At 70.2% G+C, this 16,527-nt stretch carries 12 protein-coding genes; 3 read left to right on the top strand and 9 right to left on the bottom strand.

What is annotated here, in order from left to right; genetic code table 11:
- Window positions 1-5: 5 nt before the first annotated feature.
- The 8 genes from TY25_RS23165 to fadD5 form a co-directional block, all read right to left on the bottom strand.
- Complete coding sequence (locus TY25_RS23165) at window positions 6-1,157, bottom strand: cation:proton antiporter (protein ID WP_042259134.1); 1,152 nt, start codon at window positions 1,155-1,157, stop codon at window positions 6-8.
- Window positions 1,154-1,543: a hypothetical protein gene (locus tag TY25_RS23160; protein WP_042259132.1), complete on the bottom strand. Its 390-nt coding sequence runs from the start codon at window positions 1,541-1,543 to the stop codon at window positions 1,154-1,156. Before TY25_RS23160 ends, TY25_RS23165 begins: the two co-directional genes overlap by 4 nt.
- 61 nt (window positions 1,544-1,604) lie before the next feature.
- A complete protein-coding gene (locus TY25_RS23155; RefSeq protein WP_052383134.1) occupies window positions 1,605-3,341 on the bottom strand; it encodes a fatty acyl-AMP ligase in 1,737 nt (578 codons plus the stop codon).
- Window positions 3,338-7,558: a KR domain-containing protein gene (locus TY25_RS23150; RefSeq protein ID WP_042259130.1), complete on the bottom strand. Its 4,221-nt coding sequence runs from the start codon at window positions 7,556-7,558 to the stop codon at window positions 3,338-3,340. Before TY25_RS23150 ends, TY25_RS23155 begins: the two co-directional genes overlap by 4 nt.
- Window positions 7,555-7,779 (bottom strand): acyl carrier protein, encoded by a 225-nt coding sequence (locus TY25_RS23145; protein WP_226887114.1) that lies wholly within the window; start codon window positions 7,777-7,779, stop codon window positions 7,555-7,557. The genes TY25_RS23150 and TY25_RS23145 overlap by 4 nt, the downstream gene beginning before the upstream one ends.
- Before the next feature lie 192 nt (window positions 7,780-7,971).
- A complete protein-coding gene (locus TY25_RS40705) occupies window positions 7,972-8,430 on the bottom strand; it encodes a hypothetical protein (protein WP_052383133.1) in 459 nt (152 codons plus the stop codon).
- 100 nt (window positions 8,431-8,530) lie between these two features.
- Window positions 8,531-9,136: a cysteine hydrolase family protein gene (locus TY25_RS23135; protein ID WP_042259128.1), complete on the bottom strand. Its 606-nt coding sequence runs from the start codon at window positions 9,134-9,136 to the stop codon at window positions 8,531-8,533.
- A gap of 29 nt (window positions 9,137-9,165) precedes the next feature.
- Window positions 9,166-10,767 carry a fatty-acid--CoA ligase FadD5 gene (gene fadD5 / locus TY25_RS23130; protein ID WP_042259126.1) on the bottom strand — a complete coding sequence of 534 codons (1,602 nt, stop codon included), beginning with the start codon at window positions 10,765-10,767 and terminating at the stop codon, window positions 9,166-9,168.
- 338 nt (window positions 10,768-11,105) lie between these two features.
- Between fadD5 and TY25_RS23125 the strand changes: the two genes are divergently transcribed.
- Entirely contained in the window at window positions 11,106-12,083 is a 978-nt protein-coding gene (locus tag TY25_RS23125) for an NAD(P)H-dependent flavin oxidoreductase (protein WP_042259125.1), read from the top strand.
- A gap of 18 nt (window positions 12,084-12,101) precedes the next feature.
- Here TY25_RS23125 and TY25_RS23120 read toward each other — a convergent pair whose 3' ends face one another.
- Window positions 12,102-14,474: a lysylphosphatidylglycerol synthase transmembrane domain-containing protein gene (locus TY25_RS23120; RefSeq protein ID WP_042259124.1), complete on the bottom strand. Its 2,373-nt coding sequence runs from the start codon at window positions 14,472-14,474 to the stop codon at window positions 12,102-12,104.
- A 255-nt stretch (window positions 14,475-14,729) separates the two neighbouring features.
- On the opposite strand from TY25_RS23120, the gene TY25_RS23115 reads away from it, so the two are divergent.
- Together TY25_RS23115 and TY25_RS23110 are read left to right on the top strand one after the other, a co-directional pair.
- Window positions 14,730-15,629, top strand: a complete 900-nt coding sequence (locus TY25_RS23115) for a polysaccharide deacetylase family protein (RefSeq protein WP_226887115.1) — start codon at window positions 14,730-14,732, stop codon at window positions 15,627-15,629.
- Window positions 15,630-15,673: 44 nt separating this feature from the next.
- Entirely contained in the window at window positions 15,674-16,522 is an 849-nt protein-coding gene (locus tag TY25_RS23110) for an SDR family NAD(P)-dependent oxidoreductase (RefSeq protein ID WP_226887116.1), read from the top strand.
- Window positions 16,523-16,527 lie beyond the last annotated feature (5 nt).

Genomic DNA, 16,527 nt, shown 5'->3' with positions numbered 1-16,527 from the left:
AGATCTCAGCGCTCCTGTGTGCCGTCCGCCTGCGCCGCCCGGGCCGCGAGCCGGCTCGCCGCGACCGCGGCGGCGGCGATCGTGCAGAGCGCGCCGAGCATCAGCGCCGCGGCCTCCCCGGCCACCAGCACGTGCAACTCGGTGCCGACGGTGACGGCGGCGACCGGCACGCCGATCTGCGCGGCCGCGAGCGCGCCGTAGCCGACCGGTTGCCCGGCCAGGCGCGGGACCAGGTGGACCAGCAGCGCGCCGGCGCCGAGCGCCAGACCCAGGGCGATCAGTCGTGGATGTTCGCCGAAGTCCCGCAGATTGAGCCGGGCGCCGAGCCAGACGAAGAACAGCGGCGCGAGGAAGCCGTCGCTGATGGCGAAGAGCTGGCGCGCCACCCGCCGCGGTTCGCCGACCGCGGCCACGGCCAGTCCGGCGGCGAAACCCGCCAGCATGATCGAGACGCGGGTCTGCGTGGCGACCGCGCACAGCGCGAACAGCACCGCCAGGCTGACGCGCAGCTCCAGAGCGAGACCGCGGTCCTCGGAGATCCGGTGCACCCGCCGCCGCGCACCCGACTGCTCCACCCAGCGCAGGAGTGCGAAAAGCACGACGGCACAGGCGGATACCGCGAGCGCGCCGAGCGCGGCCCGCCCCGCATGCCCGGGATCGATCGCCAACGGCAGCGCGACCACGCAGACGGTGTCCGCGATCGCGACCTGTGCGGTCAACGCGAGCACCGGTTTACCGCGCAGCCCGAGCGAATCGATGATCGGCAGCACCAGCGCCGCCGAAGACGACGCGAGCAGCACGGCGTACATCGCGCCGTGCCCGGTGCCGAACCACTGGGCGATACCGAAACCCACTGGTACTGCGAGCAATCCGACGAGCACCGCCCGCAGTGCGCCCACGCCGAGCGCGGCGCGCACCGTCGGATCGCGCACCGGCACGTGCGTGCCCGCGACGAACATGACCACGGCGAAACCCATGTCCGCCAGGAACGTGAAGATCGGATCCGCGCTGTGCAGCACGCCGAAGCCGGTGGCGCCGAAGATGATTCCCGCCACCACCTCGCCGAGCACCACCGGCAGGTGCCAGGCACTGCGCAGCGCGAGCAGCGGGCCGCACAGGCCGAGCGCGAGCACCAGCGCGAGGGTGGAGAAGGTCACGGCAGGGCGGCGATCTTCGCCGGTATGGCGATGTTCTCGTCGGCCCAGTGGATGGCGCACACCCGGTGGTAGCCGTCCGCGATCACCAACGGGGTGCCGGTGCGAAAGTCGCCCCGCACCAACAGGATCGGTGACAGCGACTTGCCGTTGTTGATCTTGATCAGATCCCGCCGCACGTGCGCATTCTCCGGCGGGAGCAGCTCCAACCGGGCGGCCCGCAGAATATCCTTGGCCTTCTTGTACGACAGGGGTGCGGCCCGCAGGTCGTCCACCACGGCGCGCACGATCTTCGGGCCGGCCAGCAACTCCAGGTAGTCGGCCGCGGCCGGATAGTCGTGCTCCTCGGGCTCGGCTTTCCACTGCACGGAAATCGTCTCGGTCGCCATGCCCTCATCTTGGCGGCCGGCGCCCCTGATCAGCGGGACCTCGGCGGTGTTTCGGCGCAGGTCAGATCATCGCGACGGGGTCGAGACGCCCGGCGAGGTAGCGCGCCCGGCACTCGCCGCGCCGCAGCTTGCCGCTGGTGGTCTTCGGTATGCGGCCCGGTTCGACCAGCAGCACCGCGCCCGGCAGCACCTCGTGCGCGGCCGCGACCGCCGCGCGGATCCGGCGGGCGAGCACCGAGAACTCGGTGGGTTCGACGGCTTCGACGGTGCTCAGCTCCGCGACCACCACGAGGTCCTCCCGGCGTCCGTCGTCGTGCCCGAACACCGTGACGTGTCCCGGCCTGACCTCCGGCGCGCACGCCTCCACCGTCGCCTCGATATCGGGCGGATAGTGATTGCGGCCGTCGACCACCACGACGTCCTTGCGGCGACCCGCGATATAGAGCTGGTCGTCGAACCAGAAACCCAGGTCGCCGGTGCGCAACCAGTGCACGTCGCTGCCGGCCAGGGCGGCGTGGAAGGTCTCGGCGGTGGCGTCGGGCCTGCCGAAGTAGCCGTCGCAGACGTTGGCGCCCGCCACCCAGATCTCCCCGACCCGGCCGGTCGGCAGCTCGACCTGGGTGAGCGGGTGCACGATCCGCACGTCCTGTCCTGCGGGCACACCGCAGCCGACCAGCGCCGCGCCGCCGAACGGTTCGTCCCCGGGCACCAGCGCGACCACCCGGCCCTCGGCCAGCGCGGCACGGTCGAAGCGCTGCGCCACCGGCTCTTCGTCCCGGGCGCAGACGGTGACCGTCAATGTGGCTTCGGCCAGCCCGAAGCCTGGCGTGTGCGCTTGCTGCCGAAAGCCGTAATCGAGGAAGGCCGTACTGAATTCGTCGAGCGCCTCGGCGCGCACCGGCTCGGAGCCGTTCAGCAGCAGATCGAGCCCGGACAGGTCCAAGCCCGCCCGCTCCTGCGGTGTCGTCGCCGAAACCGTCAGGGAAAGGCCGAAGTTCGGCCCGCCGGTGATGCCGACCCGATAATCGCTGACGGCGCGTAGCCAACGGATCGGGCGCTTCACGAATTCGGCGGGCGCCATCGTATAGCCGGGCACCCCGCAGTAGAGCGGTAGCGACAGCCCGAGGATCAGACCCATGTCGTGGAAGAACGGCAACCAGGTCAGGATGGGCTTGTCCGGTGTGGGAGCCAGCGCGTGGCACAGCTGCTCCAGGGCCGTGGCCATGTTGGCATGGGTGACCTGGACGCCGGTCGGCGCCTGCGTCGATCCGGAGGTGTACTGCAGATAGGCCAGCGTGCCGCGGACCGGGTCGATCACCGGCTCCGCCGAATTGCCCGGCGGCCCGGCGGGTGGCACGGACACGTCGGGTGGCAGCCGCACCACCTGGCCGAGCCCGGGTCCGAGCACCGCCGGACTGGTCACGTCGCTGTGCGAGAGCAGGGCGGCGGTGGGCCGTGCGTCGGCGAGGACGGCGTGCAATCGTTCCCGGTTCCGCGTGCCCGCGGCCGGAAACAGCGGTACCGCAATGCGATTGCTGTACAGGCAGGCGAGAAACGCGACGGCGTAGTCGAGTCCGTGCGCACAGAGGATGGCAACCCGATCCCCCGGCGCGCTCGCGCCGCGTAGTCGTGCGGCGAGTTCGCCTGCCGCGGTGTGCAAACGGGCGTAGGTGATCGAGTGCGGCAGGCGCTCGTGCATCCGGTACCGCAGTTCGGTGTACGCGATGACGTCCGGGTGCGACGCGGCCTGTTCGGCGACTCGCACGGCGAGACTGTTGCGCATCGGGTCGGTCGTCACGGGACCTCGCACGCCGGTACGGGAGCGACCTCGTCGGTCGTCAAAAGATAGGTGTCGCTGTAGCGCAGCACCTGGGTGAGCAGCCCCGCGCCGCGCCGGGCGGCACCGGTGCGGGGCAGCGCGGTGCCGCCCGGGTCCGCGATCGACCGGTCCCAGCCGATGCTGAGCACCCGGCGGCCGACGTGCACCGAGGCCAGCGCGTCCATCGCGGCGTTGGCCGCGGCGTCCGCCGCTCTGCCCGGCGCGCCGAGCGCACCGGTGGTGGTCGAGCACAGCAGGACGAAGTCGGTCGGGTCGGCGGCGGTCAGCTCGATCAGGTTGCGGGCCGCGTGCAGTTTGGGCGCGAACATCGTGGTCAGCTGGGCGGGGGTGACGGCCTCGAACGCCGCGTCGGTACCGTCGGCGGCCGCGTGCACGACGCCGCGGATGGTGGAACCGCACTCCCGGATGTCGTTGAGCGCGTTGGCGAGATCCGCACGGTCGGCGGCGTCGCAGCGCACGACCACGATCCGGTCCTCCCATCCGTCGAGCAGTGCGGGAATCGGGCGTGGCGCCCGGGTGAGCACCACGACATCGCGAGCACCGGAATCGAGCAGCCAGCGCACCGCGATCGAACCGAGTGTGCCCAAACCGCCGGTGACCACGTAGGTTCCGCCGATATCCACGGTGGCGGGCAGTGCGCGGCGGCGCGCGTGCGCGAACCGGCGCACGGCGAAAGTATCCGTGGACAACCGCAATTCGACCGGTACGCCCGGGGCATCGGTGACGAGCAGACGGCACAGCGCCGGCACGTCCGCGGTGTCGGTGTCGGCCCATACCAGCCGCACCGTCCGGTCGGACTCCCGTTGCAGCGACCGCACCAGCCCGGCGATCCCGAACGAGGTCGCGAGTTCGCCGAAACGCGGCCTTCCCGCGGCCGGGTCCCGCGGTGCCGGTAGCACGATCGTCACGATGCGCGGCTGCGGCGCCGCGAGTACCTGCTGGAGCAGCACCAGTACGTGGCCGACGGACGCTGCGCTGTCCGCCGCGCCGGTGTCGTCGAATTCCGCAGCGGCCGAATCGGTTTCGGGCCAGACCAGGACCAGTGCGGCCGGTCCGTGCGCGAGCGCCGCCGCGACCGGCGGCCGCGCCGCCTCGGGTCCGTGCGGCACTCGATCGGTGGGCACCACCGCGGCGAGTGCGGTGCTCAGCCGGTCGGCCAGAGCCGAGTCGCCGATGATCAAGGCGCGTTCGACGAGTGGGTCCTGGTCCAGGTCCGGGAGCTCCCCCGGCTGCCACGTCTCCTGCCGGAACGAGAACGGGCGCTCGACGGGCCGTGGTGCGTCGACGGCCGGGGTGTCCGGCGCCGCGAACCGGATCCGTACGCCGGAGAGGACCAGACACGGAACACCGTGCTGGTCGGTGCCGATCACGTCGCCGAGCAGGCCGGTCGTGCTCCGCGTGCGCAGGAACGCGTGCGCCTCCAGCACGGTCCGGCGGGGTTCGGCGGACAGCCAGGCCGATTCGATGCCGACCGGCAGCGGGATCGCGTCGGCCGGTGCGTCCTCGTACCCGGTCGCCGCGAGCAGTTGCAGACAGCCCTCGACCGTTGCGGTGCTGTGCAATTCGGCGGCGTCGAACAGGCCCACGGCCTGCTCCGAGCCGAGCGCGATGCCGCGCAGTACGCGCAGGCGCGGACCGTAAGCCAAACGCCGGCACTGCAACTCGTCGTAGAACGCCGCGGGCGCGACGACTCGCATCCGGTGCCGCCCGGCCCGGTTGGTATCGACCACCCGCATCCATGCGACGATATCCGCGGGTGTGGGGTCGCCGCCCGGCCGGGCCGAAGCCAGCGCTCCGCCGTCGGTGACCTCCGCCCGCAGACTTCCCTCGCTGTCGAGGACGCGGTAGCGGACCCGGGCCAGCATCGCGAACTCGGCCTGCTCGTGCACCACGAAATCGCTCAGCACGGTCGCCTCGGCGCCCGCGTGCCGGAGCAGGATCCGCAGCCAGAAGGACGCGGGCACGGTGGGCGTGCCGCACACCAGGTGATCGACGAGATCGTCCGCGGGCAGGGTCGGTTCGGCCGTCTGCGGGTCCGGCAGCGTGCGCGGCCTGCGCCAGATCCGGCGCGGCGCCGCGGCGAACGGACCCTGCGCGGACCACTCGATCGGCCGCCCGCCGAGGTGCAGCCGCGCCAGACAGGCGAGAAAATCACCGGCCTCGTCGGCGCGGGTCGCCACCGGGTACACCGCGTCGCGGAAATCGGGGTAGGCCCGGACCGCCGGGCTCAGCACGGGCTGCGGCGCGATCTCCACCACCGTGGTCACACCGTCCACCGCGGCGTGCGCCAGCGCGGCGGCGAGTTGTACGGTGCCCGAGGCGTTCTCGGCCCAATACCGGCCGTCCGCCGCCGGGCCGGTGAGCGCCGCGCCGTGCCGGACCGTCGAATACATGGGTGTATGCGGTGCGGCCGGACGCAGATCCGCGAGCGCGTCGAGAAAACCCGAGGGCACCGCACCGGTCCGGCCGTGCGGGTCGGCGTCGTCGGTGAGGCGCCGGGCGAACATGTTGCGGCGCTTGGCTCGTCGGATAACGGTCTCGATATAGCGGGCACTGCCCGTGACAAGCACCGCCCGCGGGCCGTTCACCGCCGCGAGGTGGACCTGTCCACGCAGCGGCTCGATCAACGTGGCCGCATCTTCCGGGGTGGCGGTCAGCAGGGCCGCCGCGGTACTACCCGGCGCGGGCAATCTGCTGTGCTGCACCACGACCCGCGCGGCGTCGGCGAGCGGCAGCGCACCACTGACCGCGGCCGCGGCCAGCTCACCGAGCCCGTGCCCGGCCACGGCATCGGGCCGAATCCCCCACGCCGACAGCAGTTCCGTCACCGCCACCTGGAAGGTGAACAGCGCGGGGACGACGAGCGCGCTCGGGTGCGCGCCGCTCGCGGCACTGCCGCCCGGCGCGGCGAGCGCGAAGCCGTGCTTCGGTGTCCAGCTGCGGGGGCCACCCGCCGCGACGATCGTCTCGGCGGTCTCGGCCAGCGCGGCGGCGAAGACACGGTGCCGGGCGGCGAGCGCGCGGCCCATCGCGACGTGGAGTGCGCTCTGCCCGGAGAACAAGAACAGCAGACGCCCCGGCCGTCGTGCCGAGGAGGGACCGAGTACCGCGGTGCTCGCCTCGCCGTGCGCCAGCGCGTGCAACTGCGTCATCGCGTCGTCCCGGTCCTGGGCCAGGACTACCGCACGCGTGCGCTCCGGTATCAATCGTGCTGTGGCCGCGGCGAACTCGCGCACCGTAGCGGCCGCGACGGCACCGGCGGCGCGCTCGAGGCGCATCGCGTAACGCTGCGCCTGCGCGCGGAGCTCGGCGTTGTCCCGGCCGGTCACCGGGATCAGCACCGGCGGCTCATAGCCGCGATCGGCACCGGTGGCCGGGCTGCGGTGCAACACCACCTCGGCGTAGGTGCTGCCGCCCGCGCGGACGCGCACCCGGACGAGTGCTGCGGCGGCCGTGGGTGTTTCGGCCGCATCGGGCTCTAGCGGGCGATCGCCGTGATAGACCCGGAGTGCGGCCTCGACCAGCTCGCCGACGGTCGCTGCCGCCGCGCTGCTCGCTCGCTCCGGCGCGGCTCCGACTCGGCCGTTCGAACCGAAGGCCACCTCGGTGATCTGCGCGTACTGCCGATTGCCGTCCCGGGCCGCGTCCGCGGTGCGTTGCAGGATCACCACCGCGCAGTGCTCGGGCTCGCTGCCGCTGGTTCGAACCTCGGTCGCCGACAAGGGATTCGGCGGCGACGCGATGACATCGCCGACGATGGCGAACGGTACCGCCGCGTCGTCGAGCAGCCGTACCGCCATGCCGAGGGCGGTCAGGAACGAGGCCTGCGCGCTGTCCAGCGTGAGGCTCGGCCCGCGCAGATCCAGCGCCGTGGACAACAGGTCGGCCGTGCCCGCGCCCGCTCCGAAGAGCACGGCGGCGCTGGAACCCGGTGCCCGGTAACCGATTCCGGCATCATCGAGCGCCTCGACCGCGACCGTCATGGCCAGCCGCTGCGCTGCGGCCATGGCCGCGTGCTCGCGCGCGGACAGGCCGAACCAGTCGTGGTCGAACGGCTCGATGCCCGCGACGGCGCCCGGTGGCCGGGCGTGCAGCATTCGCCAGTATTCGTCGGCGCTCGCGGCCCCGGAAATCCGGCAGCCGATGCCGACGATCGATACTCCCGCTGCCGTCATCGCATCGCGAGATACTCGACCAGTCGATCGATATCGGGGTGGTCGTAGATCGTCGCGAGCGAGACCTCGACCCCCATGGCGTCCTCTAATAGCGCCGTGAGCCGGGCCAGCTGGGTGGAGTTCAGACCGAGGTCGGCGAAGGGTGCGTCGGTGGCGACGGTGGTCGCGTCCACGCCGAGCAGTTCGGCCACCGCCGTGACCGCCGCGGTGGTGAGCGTCACACGCCGACTGTGCACCATTGAGCTCCGATCCATCCCAACACGCTCGACCCCCCGTTACGACGACTTCATGCCGGTCGCCCGGGCACCCCCAGCGATTATGCCGAGATATCGGACGGTGGAGAAGAGTCTTTTGCTCGACCTTCGCTCCGGACCCACGCATCGTCCGCACGACCCCGGCCGAGCGTGCGGTGCTCAGCCGGCGCGCAGTTCGATCCGCAGGCCGTCCTTGGTGCAGGCCGAGGGCGTGCGGGGGTCGGGTTGGGCGCGGCACTGCCAACCCTGGACGGTTTGCGCGTCGGTGTTGCTGACGGTCTGCGCGTATTCGGTTGCCACATTGATGGCTTCGGTGCAGCCGACCCGGCCGGCCGGCGTGCCCGGGGCGATGACGGTCCGGGTGCCGCCGCCGGCGTCGGTGACCGGGCCGCAGTTCACGTCCTCGACGATGGTGCCCGGGTCCGGGGTCACACTGGGATCGGCGGCATCCTTCGTCGTGGCCGCCGGTGTCGCGTGGGTGGCGGTGCGAGCCGGCGCGGCGGCAGCGGAGGTGGTGGCATGGGCGGAGTGGTCGGTGTCGTTCGTACCGCAGCCGGTCGCCGCGCCGACGACCGCGAACGCGGTGGCGGCGCAGGCCGCGAGGTGGGTGAGTTGCACAGTGCTGGCTCCTGATCTCGAGGCGACTACCGAGTTCCGTAGCCGTGGTGTTGCCGAGCCGGGCCAACGGTAAACCTGATGGTGCGGAGCCGCACAGGCCTCAGCGGCGCGCGAGCAACTCCAGCGCCCGCGCGGCGGTGAGCGAGCCCGCCGTGGTGAGTTCGAGGGCGGCCAGCGACGACTCGTGTGCCGCCGGGTCGGCCGCGGCCACACAGTCGACCACGGGATGCACGGTGAAGCCCAGATCGGTGCCGTGCCGTGCGGTTTGCTCCACGGTCAGGTTGGTCGCGACCCCGGTGAGGAACAACGTGTCGATGCCGCGATCGGCGCACCAGGCGGGCAGCTCGCTGCCGGCCAGTCCGGACAGCTTCTGATTGTCGAACACCGCGGACGGCTGCCCGGCCATTTCCGGGATGATCTGGCTACCAGGCGAATCCGGCCGGAATTCGGTCTGCGCCGCACCGACCGAACGCATGAAACCGGTGTTGCGCACCAGTTGACCCTCGCCCACCGGGACGGTGAAGCGGGTGAACAGCACCGGAACATCTTGGGCCGCAACCGCTTCGTGGAAGCGCACCGCCCGATCGAGGACGCCGGAGGCGGCCACCGGCGCGGCGAGCATCGGCCCGAAGAAGCCTTCGGGCTTGATCACGTTCACCTGCCAGTGCAGCGCGAGGACGGCCGCGCGGATACGAGGAATCGCCATCCGACCGACCGTACCTCAGCGCGGCGTGGTCAGGATGAATAATCCTTGCGCAGTTGTACTTTCACGACCTTGCCGCTGGCGTTGCGGGGCAGCTCCTGGACGACCACCAGATCCTTGGGGTGCTTGTACCGCGCGAGATTCTCGTTGAGGAAGCTCGTCAGTTCGTCGAGGGTGAGTTCGTCGTCGGGGCGGTGCAGCGCGACGACCGCGACCGGGACCTCGCCCCACTTCTCGTGCGTCCGGCCGATCACCGCGGCCTCGCGAATCTTGGGGTGGCCGAAGAGCACGTTCTCCACCTCGGCGCAGTAGATGTTCTCGCCGCCGGAGATGATCATGTCCTTCTTGCGGTCGACCACCCAGATGAAGCCCTCCTCGTCCTGGCGCACCAGGTCACCGGAGTGGAACCAGCCGCCCGCGAACGCCTCCGCCGTGGCTTCGGGCTTGTTCCAGTAGCCCTGCATGAGTGTCGGTCCGCGATAGACGATTTCGCCGATCTCGCCGGGGGCGACGTCGTTCATCTCGTCGTCGACGATGCGGGCCTGGATGGTCGGGATCGGCTTGCCCACCGAGCCGAGTTTGCGCAGCGCGTCCTTGCCCTCGAGCACGCAGGTGATCGGCGACATCTCGGTCTGCCCGAACACCGCGACGTTGAACGCGTTCGGAAAGCAGTCCGCCATCGCCCGCAGGACCGAGTCGGAGGCCGGAGCGGCGCCCCAGCTGAGCGATTCGAGCGCCAATTTTCGTTCGCGCACTGTCGGTTCGGCGCAGATCGCCTGCCACTGCGCGGGCACGCAGAACGCGCCGGTGGCCTGTTCGCGTTCCACGGCATCGAGGAATTCGGTGGCGTCGAAGGCGCCGAGCGGATGCAGCACGGTTTTCGCGCCGAGCACGAAATTGGCCGCGAGACTGCCGAGTCCGGCGATGTGGAACAGCGGCGAGGTGCAGAAGGCGATCGACTCGGAGGTGGCCGCCAGCGCCCGGATCACGGTGAACGCCTGCGCGTTCATGTTCGCGTAGGACAGGATCGCGCCCTTCGGGCTGCCGGTGGTGCCCGAGGTGTACATGATCAGCGCCGGAGTGTCCTCCGGGATGTCGAGCGGCTGGTGCGGCGCGCCGTCCTCGGCGAGCACGTCCTCGAAGCCCAGGACGCCGTCCGCGCTGGCGCCGCCGATCACGAAACATGTTTCCAGCGTGTCCGATTGGGCGAGCACCGCGCTGGCGAGCGGTTGCAGCAGGGTATCGGTGACGATCGCCTTCGCGCCGCTGTCGCTCACGATGTAGGCGACCTCGGGCGGGGTGAGCCGGAAATTGACCGGGACGGCGATCGCGCCGAGCGCGTTGATGCCGAACACGGTCTCGATGTACTCGGGGTAGTTCAACGCGAGGATCAGCACCCGGTCGCCGAAGCCGATGCCGCGGCGGGCCAGCGCGTCGGCGAATTTCGACGAGCGTTCGTGCAGCTGCCGCCAGGTGGTGTCGGCGCCGCGGAATCGCAGCGCGACCGCGTCGGGCCGCATCTGCGCGTGCCCGGCGATCTGGTTGTTCCAGTGATTGCGCCGCGACCGGAGGGGCTCGTCGAGCGCGGTGCTCACCCGCCCCGACTGCGATCCACCCTGCGCACCGATGGTCATGCCACGAACTCCTCTCGGACCGCCGGCCGCGTCCGCCACGATGGCCGACCGCGCCGACGGCTGAACGACCGCAGAATAGCAAGTAACTTATCGCACAGACAAGGCTTGCGGAGCGGAACCGCCGTTAATCCGGCAAAAGTGGTGCCGTATCGCAGAAAGTGCAACTGAGCTGGATATTTCCTGCTTAGCGGCTTGCTACGCGCCGCGCACGAGGGTTGCCGGAGATGGTGAGCAATGCGAATGACGGCTCACTTAGGAGTTGAATACGAGTGGATTCTCGTGTCACGATCGTCGCGTACGGGCGAACCGGACCGCCCGCGCGAGCAGAGGAGAGCGCAATGCTGCGGACCAGGTTCACCGAGACCTTCGGCGTGGAACACCCGATCGTGCAGGGCGGCATGATGTGGGTCGGCCGGGCCGAACTCGTCGCGGCCGTCGCGAACGCGGGCGGGCTCGGGTTCATCACCGCACTCACCCAGCCCACCCCCGAGGACCTGCGCCGCGAGATCGCGCGCACCCGGGAGCTGACCGATAAGCCGTTCGGCGTGAACGTCACGATTCTGCCCTCGATCAACCCGCCGCCGTACGCGGAATACGTGCAGGCGATCGTGGAAAGCGGCGTCAAGATCGTCGAGACGGCGGGCAGCAATCCCGAGCCGTTCCTGCCCTACTACAAGGACGCGGGCATCAAGGTGCTGCACAAGTGCACCAGCGTGCGGCATGCGCTCAAGGCGCAGCGGATCGGCGTGGACGGCGTCAGCATCGACGGGTTCGAATGCGCGGGTCACCCCGGCGAGGACGACGTCCCCGGCCTGATCCTGATCCCGGCCGCGGCCCGGGTGCTGGACATCCCGATGATCGCCTCGGGTGGTTTCGCCGATGCCAGCGGCCTGGTCGCGGCGCTGGCGCTCGGTGCGGACGGCATCAACATGGGCACCCGCTTCCTGTGCACCCAGGAGTCCGCCGTGCACCAGAAGGTGAAGGACCAGATCGTCGCGCACACCGAGCGGGACACCCAGCTGATCTTCCGCACCATGCACAACACCGCCCGCGTCGCGGACAACGAGATCAGCCGCAAGGTGGTCGAGATCGAAAAGGCGGGCGGCACTTTCGACGATGTTCGTGATCTCGTCGCGGGCGCCCGGGGCCGTCGCGTCTTCGAAGAGGGCGATCTGGACGCGGGCATCTGGAGCGCGGGACAGGTGCAGGGCCTGATCCACGACATCCCCACCTGCGCCGAGCTGATCACCCGGATCGTCGCCGAGGCCGAAGGGCTCATCACCGCCCGGCTCGCCGAAACCGTCGTGCGCGCTTGAGGTTTCGCCGTCAGGGCGTCAGAGCATGTCCTTCGCGGTCATCCAGCGCATGGTGAACCAGCCGCACAGCACCGGCAGCCAGCAGGTCAGCACGCGGTAGAGCAGCACCGAGGGCACCGCGACTTCCAGTGGCACGTCGAAGGTGCCGAGGCCGCCGATCAGCGCGGCCTCGACCGCGCCGACCCCGCCCGGGGTCGGCGCGGCGGAGGCCAGGGTGCCGCCGATCATCGTGACGATGGTGACGGTGACGAAGGTGGTGCCGCCGCCGAAGGCCTCCACGCTGGCCCACAGCGCGCCCGCCATGCCGAGGGTGATCGCGGCGCAGCCCAGGATGATCACCGAGAAACGTTTGGGATCGCGCGCCAGCTCGCCGAGTTCGCCGAGCACCTCCTGCAGCTGCGGGCGCACCGAATTGTTCAGCCAGCGGCGCAATTGCGGCACGAACATGAACGTGCCGATGATGCCGACGCCGACCCCGGCGATGAGGTACAGCACCGTGGCGTCCGGCACGAAGTGGGACAGGTCCGCCGAGGTGCCGGCCGCGATACTGAACACCACCAGCAAGCTGACATGCGTGATGACCTGCACCGCCTGCTGCAGCGCCACCGCCGCGGTGGCGCGCACCGCGCCGACCCCGCCCTTCGTCAGGAAGCGCACGCTGAGTGCGAGCCCGCCGACCCGGGCCGGGGTGGTGGTCGCCGCGAAGGTGTTCGCGATCTGCATGATCACCAGGTTCCGGAAACTCACCGCACCCGACGCGCAGGCCCACAGTGCCGCCGCCGCACCGATATACGTCAGGCACGAGACAGCGAGCCCGAGCAGCGCCCACCACCAGTTCGCGGTCTTCAACTGGGTGAAGAAGGTCGGCACCGCGCTGATGAACGGGTAGGCGACGTAGACGAGCCCGATCAGCAGCACCAGCTGGATGATCTGGTTGCGGGTGAACCGGGTGATCTGCTCGGCTTCGATCCGGTCCTGCCCGGTCTGCTTGCGCACCTCCTCGCGCGCCGCGGACAGCGCGCTCTTCCAGTCGGGCACCGACTTTCGCAGCCCGGCGGGCATGGCGGACTTGGTGAGCCGGCTCGCCGCCGCGAGCACCGACTGCCTGCCCAGCGAGTCCAGCGCCGTGCGTACCGCCGGTTCCTTGCCGAAGAGCGCGGTGGTCGAGACCAGCAGCTGCGCGATATCGGACTGCTGCTGTTTGGCCGAGGCGCCGAATTCGGAACTGGAGAAACCGCCGAACAGCGTGGTGCCGTCCTGGATCCGGATCTCGGTCGGGCGCAGGTCGCCGTGCGCGATCTGGCCGCCGTGCAGCGCGTCCAGCCCCTGCCACACGCTCGGTAACTGCTCGGCGGGCAGCTCGGTGATCGGCGCGCCCTTGGGCATAGTGTGCGCGTGCAGCATCCAGCCGCGATCGAGGGCCGCGACCGCGACCGGTGTGCTGCTGGCCAAGCCGAGTTCGTCGACCGCGATCGCCATCAGCGCCCGATGCTCGACGGCGCGATGCATCGAGCCGTGCATCGCCGCGGTTTCGCTGGCCCGGAAGGTGAGCCAGCGCCAGAGTTGGCGCAGCGCACCGAAACTGCGCTGATTCTTGCCGTACATCTCGACGACGAGTTCGCGTTCGGGCCCGTCGATCGCGGCGGCCAGCACCAGCGGGCCCCGCCCGGCCGGATGGACCACGGTGAATCCGGTGACCGTGTGCCCGCGTTTGGCCAGCACCCGCACCGCGGCGTCGAGGGGCACCTCGAGCGCGGGCGTGCCGACCACGAGCACGATGATCGCGCCGACCAGCCAGCCGACCGCGAGCCCGAACATCGCGCGGGCCGGCACGACGGTACTGACGACCAGGTGGATCGGCGCGAACGCGAGCAGCAGGAACCACAGGTAGCGGCGCGGCCGGGTGGGCAACCACGGACTCGACACCGTCAGCACGGCCGCGAGCATGGCGATCCAGCGCGGGTCGTCCAGGAACTGGGAGAGGAAGGTGTCGAGGCGGTCGGGTACCTGCAGATGCCATTTCGGCGCCGAGAGGCCGGTGCCGGTGATCGAGAGCAGCAGCCCGGCGGTCAGCCCCGCTGCCGCGTAGCCGGCCAGCAGCTTCCACTGCCTGCCGATGATCAGCTCGATCAGGATCGCGAACGGCAGCGCCAGAATGGCCATGCCGTAGACGAGGTACACCAGGTTGGACTGGTCGGGATTGAGGAAGCCGACGATATTGGAGACCGAGCGTTCCAGGGCGAGCCATTCCGGGCGGGTGATCACCGAGGCCGCGATCACGACCGCCACCCACAGCGCCGCGAGCACGACGCGGATGATGTCGCTGGTGCGCCGGATCATCGGCTGTAGCAGGTTGCCGGTGACCGGGATTTCCCGCCCGTCCACTCGCATGTGCTGGTCCGCCTCTCCGCGGCTCGTCCGCCTCTCCGTGCCTCAACGTACCGTCGCGGGCCTGCGGAGCACGGCATCGCCGAGTTCTGTGCGTCCCCGGCGAGTTACCGGGCCGCCCGCGACATCGGCTGTCGTGTCCGCCGGGCAAATGTACACACCGGGGCACGGTCGTCCGGGTAGGCAAAACCGTTCTGGGGCAGCGTAGGGCCCGGATTGTGCCCGATGTCACCCTTGTCGGAGTTGAAGCTGACATTGATGTCAGGTCCGACAATCGACGGCATGGACAACGACCTCTACGACTACAGCCCGATCGTCGACCGTGCCCCGATCCACTGGCCCGGCGGCGCGCGCGTCGCGTTCTACGTCGGCCTCAATATCGAGCACTACCAGGTGGATCGACCCTCGACGAGCATCTTTCCCGGCACCGCGAACCTGACGCCCGATCCGCTGAACTACGGCTGGCGCGACTACGGGCCCCGCGTGGGCTTCTGGCGGGTTGCCGCCGCGCTCGACCGGCACGGCGTCCGCGCCAGCGTGCTGCTGAATTCGGATGTGGTCGAACACAATCCGCAGCTCATCCGGGCGGGCGTGGACCGGGACTGGGTGTGGCTGGCACACGGGAAGAACAATTCGATCTTCCAGGCGGACATGACCGTCGACGAGGAGCGCGCCTATCTGACCGAGGTGGTCGAGACCATCGAACGCGGCACCGGTCGCAGGCCGCGCGGCTGGATGGGGCCCGCCCTCACCGAAACCTTCCATACCCCGGCACTATTGGCCGAACTCGGCCTGAACTATGTGCTGGACTGGACCAACGACGATCAGCCCTACCGGCTGAACGTCCCCGGGATGCTCAGCGTCCCTTATACGGTCGAGCTGAACGACAACTCGTTGTTCCTCGCCAAGGGCACCACCGGTCCCGACTTCGTGCGGATCGTCACCGATCAGCTCGACCAGCTCTACGCCGAATCCGCCGAGAGCGGCCGGGTGCTGGCGCTGGCGCTGCATCCCTTCGTGATCGGCCAGGCGTTCCGGGCCAAGTATCTGGACCAGGCGCTGGAGTACGTGGTGAACCATCCCGGCGTGTGGACGACCACCAGTGACGAGATCGCCGCGCACTATTCGAGCGCGTCGGCCCTTGCCGAATCCACCTAGGCCGAAGACGATCAGGTCGGACAACCGATGCCCAGGAGGCGGCTATGGCTGAAGCAGACCAGGATCTGACCGGCAAGACGGTGGTACTGACCGGCGCGAGTTCCGGCATCGGCGCCGTGGCGGCCGCGCGGCTGGCCGCCCGCGGCGCCACCGTCGCGGTGGTGGGCCGTTCCCCGGAACGGACGGCCGAGGTGGCGGCCGCGGCGGGCGCCGACCATTTCCTCGCCGATTTCGCCCGCTTCGACGAGGTGCGCAAACTCGCCGACCAACTGCTCGACCGATACCCGCGGATCGACGTGCTGGCCAACAACGCGGGCGGTTCATGGCCGAAGCGGACCGCTACCGCCGACGGCAACGAACTCACCTTCCAGGTCAATCATCTCTCGCCGTTCCTGTTGACCAGCCTGCTGCTCGACCGGCTGGTGCAGTCGTCGGCCAGGGTGATCAACACCTCCAGCGTGACCTACCGGATGGCCCGGCTGGATCTGGACAAGGTCAACGCCACCTCGGGCTCGTTCAACCAGATGGGCGCCTACGCCGCGTCCAAACTGGCGAATCTGCTGTTCACCCGGGAATTGGCGCGGCGCACCGAGGGCACCGGATTGCGTACCGCCGCTTTCCATCCCGGCGCGGTCGCCACCCATGTGTACGACAACGCCCCGCTCGGCCTCGGCGCGCTCATCCGCTCGCCGCTGTCGCGGCCGTTCTTCATCCGCCCGGAGCAGGGGGCGGAACCGTTGGAGCACTTGGCCACCACCGCCGAGTTCGGCAGCGGCGACTACTTCCACCGCTTCAAGCCGGAGCGGCCGAGCAACAAGCAGGCGGTGGATGCCGTACTCGCCCAGCAACTCTGGGAGCTGTCCGAGCGGGTCACCGGGACCGCCAAGGCCTAGGCTCC

Origin of the sequence: Nocardia brasiliensis NBRC 14402 (assembly GCF_000308475.2) — a bacterium.
Lineage (GTDB): Bacteria > Actinomycetota > Actinomycetes > Mycobacteriales > Mycobacteriaceae > Nocardia > Nocardia brasiliensis.
The sequence above is the reverse complement of the archived record's forward strand: the minus strand, read 5'-3'. Positions and strand labels throughout refer to the sequence as shown.